Here is a 13143-nt window from a genome sequence, read left to right as displayed (position 1 = left end):
TAAATGATTCAACTTATCCAACGAATAATAAGTAAACAAGCACTTTGGCAGAAAATAGTATTCGCTTTAATTTTAGGATTAATTATTGGGTTAATACTCTCTCCTAAAGGCCTAGGAGCTCTAAACGAACAAAGTGCACATCAAGTAGCTCAGTGGGTTGCCTTGCCAGGTAAATTGTTTTTGGCCTTGATCCAAATGGTCGTCATTCCACTCGTTATGTCTTCTATTATTTTAGGTATTGCTGGAAATCAAGATACTGAGTTTTTAAAAAAAGTTGGCCTTAGGATCTTTCCCTATTTCGTCGCAACAACCATTGTTTCAGTGAGCATCGGCGTTATGGTTGCTTCAGTCGTAACACCCGGAGACTTTGTCGATGGTCAGCTATTAAAAGATCTTGGCGTGGGCATGGTACCAATAGCGACTAACGATGCAACTCAATCAAGTATCCCCGAAAAAGTAGCTGCAATGATCCCTGCCAATTTCACTCAGTCTGCGCTAGATAAAGATATGCTCGCTGTTGTTTTATATTCTGGGTTTATTGGTGTGGCCATGGCCACTCTCATCGCTAAGCAAAAAAGATTACTGCTAGATATCACTGAATCCGTGCAATCGCTATCACTTAAGGTCGTAAATTGGGCGATGAACTTGGCGCCTTTTGCTGTGTTTGGTTTGCTATGTGATATCACAATACGAATTGGTGTCGAAGCGTTGATCGGTGTTTCTGCATATGTAATCACCGTTATACTAGGCTTGTTGATACTGTTATGTGCCTATCTGCTGCTGGTTTATCTGGTTGGAAAGGTCCCTCCATGGCAATTTATAAGCACAATCAAAGATGCTCAGCTTCTCGCGTTTTCTACATCAAGCTCAGCAGCTGTCATGCCACTATCCATGAAAATTGCAGAGCAAAAGTTGAAGGTAAACAAACCGATTGCGCAATTTATTATCCCGCTTGGAGCGACCATCAACATGGATGGAACTGCGCTATACCAAGTTATTGCAGCTTTATTTCTCGCTCAAGTATTTGGTGTAGAGTTATCGCAAAGTCAAATCATACTATTAATGCTAACGACGGTTGGGGCATCAATTGGCTCCCCAAGTACGCCAGGGGTGGGCATTGTGATACTCGCTTCGGTTTTGACCAGTTTTGGTATTCCGCCCTCTGGTATTGCGCTTATCTTAGGCGTGGATAGAATTTTAGATATGTGCAGGACAACCTTAAATGTCACAGGGGATCTGACAGCATGCTTGTTAATGAATCGATGGCTGAGTAAAACAGTATAAAGGGAACCTAGTCGACACTTTACTCAGCAAATCTGAGCGCATCTATGGGTGCACTGATGCGCCACCAAATTGTTCAGCAAGCGTATTAACTATCTCAATAGGATCCGTAATGGGGCTTTTATCAGATTGTATTAAAACTGGTAACCATTGTTTATCTTCGCCTAATAAATCCACCAACATTTTACGTGGTTTTGGAAAATCAATTCGATGCACTTCAATATCAGCTTCCCAGTGTTTATTTACAGACAGAGCACCTTCAATTAATGCACAGTGAGCACAAATCCACGTCTTTCCAGGCCCGTCTTCAAATGGCATTTTTAGCACTATTAACTTCGGTTTCAATTGATACTCCATAAAATTAACTAGCTGTAATTAATAAAGATAATATCAAACGGGAACGCTCGAAAAACTTGAAAATTGTTCACCGTACCTCAACGCATCCACATTGACTTTATCCATATAAACTATGTAATAAAACGAATAGTGGAACAAATGGTCAGTCGTATCATCTATAATGGTTTGTGTTGAGATATTCACTTTATAAAAAGTCAGTGAAACACTATCAAAGCAGCCAAGCTATGCGACAGCCACGACTTTAATCACCGTTAATTAAGCCAATGATGCATCATGTTTGCTCTTTCCTGTGTGCTGCCTTATACACAAAAAGTATGCCCAAGAAATTAAAATTAGCTGTAACGGCCCTCTAATAAGCAAATAGATAGGTCCCCACTGATGACCACCGAGGCCTATACTATTGATCGCAGCATACACATTTGCAGGAAAGAAAAGTACAAACATCGCAATCGCCGCTTTCGCTGCCCGCACTTGATATTTAGGAATAAACAGCGCAATACCCACAACCAATTCAAGTATACCCGTTAAATACACCAAAGCTAATCGGTATGGGATCCAAGCAGGTAACATCTCCACCATACCTTGCGTTTTAACAAAATGACCAATAAAAAAGAATAAATATGCTAGTCCCAACCCCCAACAAGCAAATTTTTGAACATTAGGGGACGTGCTTTTTAAGTGTGAAATAACATAATGAATAACAAGCGGACTTATTAGTAAGAACAAAATAACGATGGGCGTAACCATGGCATACTCTTCTTTCGTTGTGCTTGATGATGATTGGCACTGTATGGAAAACAAACCAAGCTTTTTTGCATCCATGCACCATACTTGTAAAACCAAGATATTTAAAATGAATACTGTGCCTTTTTCAATCACTACTTTGTAAAAATTGTCCCTTACACCCTCACAAAAAACTAAATTTTATTGTCATCAATTTGTATCTATGTATACCTTTAAAATTGTACAAGTACTTGTATAAATTCAATCGCATGCTAATGTACAAGTACTTGTATACTTATGCGATGCACCATGAGCGAATACCTAAACACTTTAGACCAAGCATTTCTTGCCCACTTTTGTCGTCGTTTGTCTGATTTGATCAGTGAACAAGGCACGACAGTGCTTCAACGTTATGGCATCACAGCCCCAAGCACAGCTATATCAAGCATGTATTATCTTGAGCAAAATAATGGCGTCACCGTTGCTGAGTTAGCCGCAGCGCTTTGTGTCACACATCAGATGGCAACACAAAGAATACATATTCTGATCAAGCTCAACTTAGTTTGCCGAAAACCTAACCCAAAGGACAAGCGCGCAAAAACACTGCATTTAACCGACCTTGGTAAACAAGAAGTGATGCAGTTAAAACCTTTGACGTCGAAAATGACAGAGGTATTCACAGATCTCATTCAACAAATCGAATGTGATTTGCTGCAAAAAGTGCGAGAAGCTGAAAAAGTACTCATCGAAACGCCGCTTATCCAACGCTTCGAAATGTTAAATAAGCAGCGGTAAACCAAAATCGAACTATATCAAGGGTGGCGACATGAAAGCGTGTATTTCATTATTGCTTTTACTTCTAAGTGGTTGTTCAATTCACACAAAACACACCATAAACACGCACTCAATGAACGAGGTATCCCCGCCAAACACCGCACTCGCAAAACTTAAATGGCACCACGGAGCTCAAAATTGTGAGGCATCACAAGCGACTGCCCATGATATTTATCATCATGATGCAAGCACTTATATTATTAGACAAAGCAAATGCTTAACATATGAAGCGCCTTTTATATATGTCTTGGTTGGCCAGCAAGCTATTTTGATTTTAGACATGGGCGCTTTGGGAGAGCGCACTTCGTATAATTTGTATCAAACATTGGAGAAGTTGTTAGGTAAAAAGCAGCTCTCAAAAAAAGAACTGCTGATCATACACTCGCATGGACACAGTGATCACTACCAAGGTGATTGGGCTTTCGACAGCCAACCAAATACCACACTTATCCGACCTTCAAAGGCCGCGTTACAAGCCTACTTTAAATTTAAAAGATGGCCTGATGAACAGGCGCTAATCGACCTTGGTGGACGAACCTTAACAATTCTGCCCACACCAGGTCACCAAGAAGAAAGTCTAAGTATTTATGATCCGCAAAATAAATGGCTATTAACAGGCGACACACTTTACCCCGGATATATCTATGTAAAAGACTGGAACGCATACAAATACAGCATCAATAAGCTGAGTCAATTCGCAAAAGATAACGCTGTGAGCGCTATACTAGGTGCCCATATAGAAATGAAAAATGTACCAAAACAATATTACCCTATTGGCTCAACGTACCAGCCCAATGAGGCATCGCTGGATTTAAGTGTAGAGAAACTTCACGCTCTCAATAGCGTATTAAAAGCAAATGAATCACCCACTGAGCTGATATTCGATAGCTTTATCATTAAGCCGATGAACTTTTTCCAAAGAACGCTAAATAATATAGTTAGGTGGTTTCAGGCCAAATAATATGGCTAAGATAAAAATAAAGCCATGGCTATTTATTGCTTCTACGAACACGTTACTAATGTGGGCCTGTTCATTGTTTGATGATAAAATCGGCACTCTTACTCTAAGCGTCATGATATCCCTATCTCCTTTTAATCAAAACTTATACATTATTCTCTTTTTTACCCATTTCCCGAATAAAAAAGCAAATAAAAACAATACAAAAAATTAAGTTAAAGACTATTCTCCAATAGGTGTATGGATACTAAATGCTCTTTAGACGCACTGAAAAAGTGGCTATGTAAGATAACTAACTACCTAAAAAAAAACATCAAAAAGGACTCTTAGTAAACGCCCTGAGACCGCAATATAAGAAAAACCAAGCGCGACGCCAAAACTACTAATACAATGAAACCAATTAAGTAACTCTGTAGAGTTTGTACCTATTATCCCCAATAATTCAAAAAACGAAAACCCCCAAAGTAGCAGTGCTGTAACACCTGCAAGTAACCTAAAGAAAGGTCGTATAGTTACCATATTACTCATATTCTACGATGCATTTAGTGATGGTTTAAAATAGAAAAAGCCGACGGCATAGCTCATCGACTTTTTCATTGTTCATATGCTAAAGCATATAAGGGTTATCGCTATTTTGACTTGAACCTTGACTCGGTGCAGGCTGTCGCTCAATACGTGCTAGGCGCTCTAAAATCACATCCACTTTGCGACCAATCTCAGGGTCTAGGGTGCTTGATTGCTCTGCCTGTTGCACCAGCGAAGGTAACGCAGTGTTGACCAACTCACTCAATGCAAGTGCCACTTCATCACTCGGTGTCGCTTGCTGTGCACTCGCCACCTGCTCTCGCAGCTGAGCAACTAGTTGCTCCAACACAGAGCTATGCACTTGTACCTGTGTAGTCAGTTCATCATGATGCTCTTGCAACTCTCCTGAAACACTTGAAAGTTGTTCTGCCGTTTGGTGCTGACTAGACTCAAGTACCTCTTTTAACTTGAGACCTAGCACATCTTGGCTTTTTAAAAAGTCGCGGCTGAGCCCAGATAAAGCGTCACCGATATCAGTCTTTTTAGCCATCACCTTTAACGCTTCACTTTGTTGCGCTAACAGCTCGGACTGACGCGAGTGATGTGCAACTGAGTTTTGCGCCTCCAACACCTTAGCCATATGCTCCAATTTGCTGGAAACACACTCTACTAAAGCCTGCTGATGCCCTTTAGATTGCTCTACCTGCGATTCTTTGAGCGTGTTTTGAGCACTCAATGTACTTCGCAATTTTGTTAATTCATCAGCTAACTTCGCAAGTTCTGCGCCGTGCCTTGCCATGCCTTCACTATGTTTTAAAGCACTTTGCTCTGCACTACTAATCTGACTGTCGCGCTGACTCTCAATTGCACCCGAGACTTGTTGTAACTGCTCAGACAATGCCGCTGTTAAAGCTTGCTGTGAAGCAAGTCTATTATCCGCTCTTTGCGCATCGAGCTGTGCTTGCTCTGAATAACGCTCTGACTGAGTATTTAAAGCGCCAGTAAGTTGTGCCAATGTTTCATTCACCTTGTCCACCAGCGTCTCAGTCGTATTCACGCCTTGATGCGCTAAATGTTCACTGTGTGTCTGCCTTTGCTGATGCTGCTCAGCCAAAAGCCCTATAAGCTGCTCAAATGATGCCGTAAGCGACGACTGCTGCGCAGTTTGTTCAATCACTTTTGCTACCGACTGTATGCTGTCATTGGCGTCTTGCGCACTGACCACTTGATTCAGAGATTCAAACAAGGCTGAGTAATTATGGCTTAATTGCTCTTTATCCAACTTTGTTGCAATACTGGTGAGTGACTCATTCAGTTCACCAAGTTGCTCGACAGCAAGTAGTATTGGACTGCCTGCATCATTGGCTCGGTTAAGTAGCGCGTAATCATCTAAAATCTGCTGCCAACGTGCTCTTGCCTGCTCGTCCAACGTACCACGTAGCTCAGCGAGTTTAAGGAGGTTCTCCTCACTGCCTTTGCTGAGCGTTTGCGCCTCACCGCGGTAATGATCTTGAATAAGGTTTTCTAATTCCTCATCATTCATTGCCGCCACCACTTTTTCAGCCATCTTATTCATGTTTCGATAACTGCCCTGCAGCTTAAACGGTGGCTCAATACGATAATCATCGTCTTGCGCTGCGGAGGCAATATACTGGGCATTCACCTTCAATACGGTATTTCTTATCTGAATAAGCTTTTGTAACACAGATACAATTTCATTTGCTTGCGCCTGCGAATAGTTATGCTCCAGCTCGTTTAGAGAGATGTCTTCGCCTTCAGAAATACGCACTAATTTATACAAATCCTGCATGTTACGGTTGGCAAGTGGCGCAAGCACTGCGTTTGAGGTGAGTGCATTTTCAATGAAGCTCATTGCAAACTCTTGCTCACAACCCGATAAAGTGTCACCTAAATTGTAGATATCGGCACGGTTAGCCAACATATCTGGAATTTTAAAGCTCTCGCCAGATTCAGTGTAAGGATTACCCGCCATCACAACTGCAAACTTTTTACCACGTAGGTCATAGGTTTTACTGCGACCATTCCATACGCCATCAATACGCCTAGAGCCGTCACAAAGTGAAATGAATTTTTGTAAGAATTCAGGGTTGGTATGCTGAATATCATCCAAATAGAGCATGACGTTATTGCCCATTTCAAAGCTCTGATTAATTTTTTCAATCTCTTTTGCGGCCGTTGCATTGATCGCTTGGCCTGGGTCGAGTGAAACCTGATCATGGCCTATTGATGGGCAATTCACTTTTACAAACGTTAAACCAAGTCGATTGGCAACATATTCAATCAGCGTCGTTTTACCGTAACCCGGTGGAGAAATAAGTAACAACATCCCCATTAAATCGGTACGCTTGTTATTACCTGACGCACCAATTTGCTTCGCAAGGTTGTCACCAATGATTGGGAAGTAAACTTTATCAATCAATTGGTTACGGACAAATGAACTCAATGGCCTTGGCTTGAATTCATCGAGCTGTAAACGCTCCTTTTGCTCTACCAAAATATCAGACTTAATTTCATGATAGTGACTAAACCCACGTACATGTTCAGCCAAATACAGCTCTGTACGCGCAAAAAACTCCGAGTAATCAAGCGTTAATACTTGCTCATCAATACGAATATGTTGACCTAACAGCCCATTAACTTGATTAGTGACGGCCACATCTTGCGCGTTGAACTTAGCCGTTTTTAGATGCTGTAATAGCACCATATTAGCCGCCTCGATCAAATCATCGCTACTGACTTCTGTATCATGCTGTTGTCCATATGCGTTAAGCCAGCTAGTTGCCATAATGGCTTGATCTTGCATATGTTCCAATGCCTGCAACGTATCTTGCAGTGAACCTGCAAACCCTTTACTTCTGGCAACACTGTTAAATTGCTCGGCTAATTTTTTAACCGTATGGGAGGTCGAAAAAACAAGGTCTTTTTTGCTGTGCGCCAACTCTTTGATTAAATATTCAGCACTTAACTGTCCAGATAAGGCCGATGTGTAACCCAGGTAACGGTTTAGATCAGTTTGTGCAAACTGTGTGATCACCTCGCCAAGTTCAGTGGCTAGCTGCACTTTAAATCGCGCATCACCTAACAAGGTCTCCATCAACTCAGCCTGCTTAGACTGCTCGCGCCACTTGATTAATTGCTTGTCATCACATTGACTTGCATACAGCTGCGCTACCACACGCGCTGATGTAGGGTATATCAATAATCCTAACGCCTGTTTTTGTGCCAGCAAGTTTTGCAAGATCAAGGTTGCATCATGGTCATGAATGCCCTTTTCATAACCCTCTTGATATCTAGGCTCTGCAAATTTCTGCACTAACGTGAGCAGTGAATCATCAGCTATCGCAGCATTTAACCCATCAAGCGTCAGTGCGTGAGTCGGATCTGTCGCCGCTGTCAGCACTTGCGCGGCTAGAAACTCACCACGATATATGTCGTTATTTTCAGAGACTAAGTTCTGCTGCCAATATGGGCGATAAGCCAGCAAAGTTTCGCGAATACGCTTATCCCCTATAGGCTCAAAATACTCAGTACCAGTAAGATGAAACATCAAATCTTCATCACGAGGCAATAAAGTCAAGTCTAGTTGCTGCTTATTGACTCCAAAATTGTGCTTGCCAATTTTGACCGAGTTACCACCATCACTGTATATATCTTGCTTATCACGTAGAGAGCGGATCCCTTGATCTTTAGACGCTTTTAGCTTAGCTTGAATATCATCCGCTTTAATCTCATCACCCAGATCTTTAAGCTCTTGCGTCAAACTGCGTAACTTGCTGATCATAGGATCAGAAGCAAAATAGCTGTTTATTTCATCAATATCAGTGAAGTTTTGTGAGCGTCTAGTTACCCCTTGCAAAATACGCTCAGCGGCATTGGCTAAGTTTAGTGCTCTGCGCTGCCTTTCATCTATCAGCTGCTGCTTATGTGCTTCAAAGCTTTCATAGACATCATCGCGCTTGGCCATGATCTCAGCAAGATACTCGTCATATTCACTAAACTGAGACTCCAGCTCTTCTAATTGAATTAACAAGCGAGAGAGCTGCTCATCACATTGCTCCGGCGTACGCGCGTTGTTCAAACTGCTGGTAATACTTTGACTAAACAGTTTAAAACGCGCTGCAAATTCCGCTTTTGCCTCTACACTACCAAGACTTTTTCGGCGGATCTCAATACTGGCTTTGGCTCGATTAACCAAGCCATAAACACCACTGACATCCTCTAGGATCTGTGTTCTAACACGACTATCATCGATTTCTAAATCAAGCATGGTATGATTGAGTAAATCAAGCTCATCGCCCAGAGTATCTAACGCATCTAAAAATCCATTGAGCTCAGTGACACTCTCACTTTTCTCGCTCAAGCCGGTGAGCTCACCGAGTTTGTCATGATAAGGCGCTAAAGCAGCCTCTTTTTGTAAAAATTGCGCCGTCGCTTTACTCAACTCTAAAGTCAGCTCATCAAGGCGTATTTGCAGCGCTTGCAAAGCGGTAACATCTATATATTTTACCTCTTCCAAGCTAATAATTTTGCCTTTAAGCAGCTTAAGCGCTTCAAGGCCTGTGACAAATTCAGTGGCCAGTTTAAAGCTATCAGGGCGAATATCCTTAGTGGTCGCCTTATATTCTTGCTCAATATCAGCCAGTGCTTTTTTGGCTGTCTCTTGTATTTGGCTGACTTTCTCAAACTCATCCAAAACCTGCTCAGAGGTTTCAAATATCTCATGTAATTGAGTATTGAGAGGTGTAAAGTCAGGCTCTGTTAGCCAGTGATATCTGTCTAAGATACTGCGTGTTAACGAGATCAAACTTTCATAGTGAGACACATTGGGATTTTGCTCACTGATAGCCTTGCAAACACTGTATAGATCTGAAATACCTCGCACCAAATCTGGATTCCCAATCTTACCCAGCATACTGCTTGGTGTAGGCGCATTGGCAGCAAACTCAACAGAGCAAAATGGGCTATCCCAGATCTGAATTGGATGAACGCGCTCAGCTTCTTCCTTTTCAGCCTTGAAGGTGATGGTTAAACCATCTTCATAGACACCATAACCATGACAATAGATTGGGTTTTGAAGGTTTTTCTCGATCAGATTATAGGCAAATAATGCGTAGCGCCCTTCGCTTGGCTCATAAAAAACATATAAAACATCCTCACCATTAGGAGATTTTATCTGCTTATGAAATTCTAAGTTTTCAATGTGGTCTTCAAACGAACGAGTCTGCCCTGATTGTAAATAGTAACCACCTGGGAAAATTATGCCGTGGTCATCAGGAAGTTGTACACATGCATCTGAAATAGCATCTTGGCGGATGACCTTTTCGGTCACACAATTGAAAATATAATAGCGCCAAACCTTTTCGCGATAAGGTAGCACTTTAAGTAAGATGATTTCGCCAAGCTTCGCATAATCTACATCACAATCAGCGAGGGATTGGTTTTTATCTTCAACTGGCTCCGCATAGATCCCTTCACCACTTTCAGTATTATTCTCGATTTTAATGGTTAGATCGCCACCAACCGTCTCAACAAACACGGTATCAAGAATATTAATATGCGGATGACGACCTTCTACATGATTACTTCTATCGGTTTTTATCCATTCAAAGTCATAGTCCTGACCCGTATTTAAATCCCGTTCGCCGCGATTATCTATGTAATCAAGGGTGTTATCTGCTGCTATCTCCCAACGAAAGACTCGTACATCGGTGAGCTTGTCACCGATTTGAAATAGCGCGTAAAGCTTGCCATTTTGCTGAAATAAATGCTGTAAGCGGGTTTCTTTGTAATAGGTATATAACTCGTCAAAATCTCTCAAAAATCGATTGTCTGTGAGAAACTTTGTTTCACTTGGATATGCTTCTACCTCATAGTGATCATCTTGCTGAACTAGCTTTTGAACACTGAACACATCACCTACTTGAGTATTCTTTTTCAATCCTAAAAATACGTTGTAAGCAAAGATGAGTTTATCACCAATGAGCACGATATCTCGTGGTATACAATTGTGTTCTGTTCTTACTCTAGCACGCCCTTTTACTTTGATTTCAGTGCTGCCAAAGGTATCTATACGGTTTTGGTTGAGTAAATCAATGTCTGTGCGCAATTGGGCACCCGAGTTACTCAAACGGCGCTTGATTAAATCATAAGAGCCCTGTTCTAGTGCGGCATTATTTGCAGAGTCCGTCATAGTCTACTGTCCTGTTGTACAAGGAGGGTAATTAGAAAGGTGAGAGCATGCTAGAACGCATGCTCTGTTCATCATTTCAAACGATGCTTAGCTCTGCTCGTTTGACTCAACTTGCTTCGAATTGCCGTTTAGCGTACTACCAAGTAGCGCTAAAAGCTGCTGCTTTTCAGCATCGCTGCTATTTCCTAACTGACTAAAAAACTTACTCATTGCCACATTTTTCATCGTCTCTGATGACGCATTCGCACCACTTAAAACACCTTTTAGGTCATCCATGATATTTCTTTCCCCATTTAAATGATCTTTAAATAAGGTTTGTACTGTATCACTCTCACCCACTAAGCCATCAATTGACTTACCGAGTGTGATAGCCTTCATAAACTGATTAAAGAACTGACCATCACCACCCATGATGTTGATGTCTGCACTACCCAGTGTTTTACTAAGCACTTCAGATTGATGCGCTGCAATGTCTTTTTCAGCTTCTAATTTAGCAAGCATTAACTCTTTTTGCTGGTTAAGCTGCAACGTAAAGCTTTCATAATCGCGCGCCGACTGATCCATCGCATTTAACGCTTGTAGCTTCTCTTCAAGGCCTTTTGCTTCTGCTGACATACGACGTTCAAGTGTCTGAGCTTCCGCTTCACCTTGTTTCTCAATTGCCTCAGCCATTGCCGATTGCACTTCAGCATCTGCAAAACCGATGTCACGTTTACCTTGTGCTTCTGCCGCCAGTTTTTGTTGCAATACTTGTGCTTCCGTTTCACCTTGCTGCGCGTTTGCTTCTGCTTTCGCTTTAGTAACTTCGGCTTCAGCTAAACCAGCTGCCGCTTTTTCTGCGCGCTCTGCTTCCGCCAACACTTTTTTCGACTCAGCCGTTTGATTTGCGATACGCAGCTCAGCTTCAGCCATTTTTTCAAGCTCTCTCGCCTTGAACTCTGACGCTTGCTCTTGCGCTTTAGCTGCTTCAATATCTTTCACCAGTGCTTCTTCTGCTTCTGCTTTGGCTTTAATCACAATTGCTTCTTTTTCCCGCTCTGCAGCTGCCAATGTTTGCACATCTTTAATACGCTCTTGTTCTTCTGCAACCGTTTTCTCAACGGCTACTCTGTCACGTAACACTTCAGCAATTTCTTTACGCTCCACTTCAAGCGCTTTTTCTTTGTTAATGCGCATGATTTCCGTTTCTTTCTCACGCTCAATAACTTCGATTTCACGAGAACGCGCCACTTTTTCTTCTTCAATGGCCAGTACACGAAGGCGATTTTGTTCAGCAATGTCAATTTCACGCTGTTTGTTTTGCTCGGCAATCTCAATTGCTTCATCTGCTTTTAAGCGTGCATCTTCTGACTTCAAACGTTCTTCTTGCTTTACACGTTCCGCTTCAGCCGTCTCCCTTGCACGGACCGTTTCAATCTCGCGCTGCTGCTTTGCTTTAGCATCTTCTTTTTGACGCTCGATTTCCAACGACTTCTCTAACGCCGCTTGGTTTTGGATCTCAATTTGCGCTTGCTCATCACACTTCAGTTGATTGGTTTGAACGTTTTGTTCCGCTGTTTTTTCGGTAATGCGACGGATCCCTTCAGAATCCAAAATGTTGTTTTCATCAAGTTTGTGAATGGAGGTTTGCTCTAGATAATCAATCGCAACATCTTCCAATGTATAACCAGATAGATCCTGACCAATCACCTCTTTAATCGCATCTCTAAACTGGTTACGATGGGTAAACAACTCCTCAAAGTTCATTTGCTTACCCACTGTTTTCAGTGCTTCGGAAAACTTAGCTTCAAACAGCTCTTGTAGAGTCTCAGGTTGAGAAGCGCGTGCACAGCCAACTTGCTTGGCAACACGTAAAATGTCCTGCTTGTTTTCATTAACGCGAATATAAAAGGTAATTGCAATATCTGCACGGATGTTATCTTTACAGATCAAGCCGCTGTTCTCTCTGCGCTCCAATACCATGCGTTTGGTTGAGATATCCATCACCTCCATTTTATGAATAACAGGGTAAACAATGCCCCCCGTAGTTGTGACATCTGGCTCATTTTTCATTTTGTTAATAATGAGCGCATGCCCTTGATCCACTTTTCGATAAAACTTCCCCACGATTAAAATAATCGCAAAAATAACGGCGATGACCACGCCAACGATTGTTAAAATTGGTCCGAGATTATCTAAAAATTCCATGTGTATTCCTAAATGTTTTAATTATTCCAAACCATGGCTATGTTTGTTTTCACGTAGAGCTGCCATG

7 protein-coding genes are annotated in these 13143 nt (G+C 41.9%); 3 read left to right on the top strand and 4 right to left on the bottom strand.

Annotated elements, in window-relative coordinates; all coding sequences use genetic code 11:
* The first annotated feature begins 3 nt into the window (after positions 1-3).
* Positions 4-1284 carry a dicarboxylate/amino acid:cation symporter gene (locus tag S4054249_RS25245; RefSeq protein WP_046357367.1) on the top strand — a complete coding sequence of 427 codons (1281 nt, stop codon included), beginning with the start codon at positions 4-6 and terminating at the stop codon, positions 1282-1284.
* A gap of 42 nt (positions 1285-1326) precedes the next feature.
* Here the strand turns inward: S4054249_RS25245 and S4054249_RS25240 are convergent, their stop codons facing one another.
* Positions 1327-1626: a DUF3088 family protein gene (locus S4054249_RS25240; RefSeq protein WP_046357366.1), complete on the bottom strand. Its 300-nt coding sequence runs from the start codon at positions 1624-1626 to the stop codon at positions 1327-1329.
* Positions 1627-1893: 267 nt separating this feature from the next.
* Positions 1894-2460, bottom strand: coding sequence for a DoxX family protein (locus S4054249_RS25235; RefSeq protein ID WP_230851951.1), 567 nt, complete (start codon positions 2458-2460; stop codon positions 1894-1896).
* A gap of 210 nt (positions 2461-2670) precedes the next feature.
* On the opposite strand from S4054249_RS25235, the gene S4054249_RS25230 reads away from it, so the two are divergent.
* Positions 2671-3156 carry a MarR family winged helix-turn-helix transcriptional regulator gene (locus S4054249_RS25230; RefSeq protein ID WP_046357365.1) on the top strand — a complete coding sequence of 162 codons (486 nt, stop codon included), beginning with the start codon at positions 2671-2673 and terminating at the stop codon, positions 3154-3156.
* Between the two features lie 112 nt (positions 3157-3268).
* Positions 3269-4156, top strand: coding sequence for an MBL fold metallo-hydrolase (locus tag S4054249_RS25225; protein WP_046357371.1), 888 nt, complete (start codon positions 3269-3271; stop codon positions 4154-4156).
* A 604-nt stretch (positions 4157-4760) separates the two neighbouring features.
* Here the strand turns inward: S4054249_RS25225 and S4054249_RS25210 are convergent.
* Both S4054249_RS25210 and S4054249_RS25205 read right to left on the bottom strand, forming a co-directional pair.
* A complete protein-coding gene (locus tag S4054249_RS25210; RefSeq protein ID WP_063881489.1) occupies positions 4761-10889 on the bottom strand; it encodes a DNA repair ATPase in 6129 nt (2042 codons plus the stop codon).
* Between the two features lie 87 nt (positions 10890-10976).
* On the bottom strand, positions 10977-13076 hold the full coding sequence (locus S4054249_RS25205; protein WP_046357362.1) for an SPFH domain-containing protein: 2100 nt from the start codon (positions 13074-13076) through the stop codon (positions 10977-10979).
* Between the last annotated feature and the right edge of the window lie 67 nt (positions 13077-13143).

The organism is Pseudoalteromonas luteoviolacea, assembly GCF_001750165.1.
In the GTDB taxonomy this organism is placed as follows: domain Bacteria; phylum Pseudomonadota; class Gammaproteobacteria; order Enterobacterales; family Alteromonadaceae; genus Pseudoalteromonas; species Pseudoalteromonas luteoviolacea_G.
Note: the sequence above shows the minus strand (reverse complement) of the source record. Positions and strands in the feature narration are given on the sequence as shown.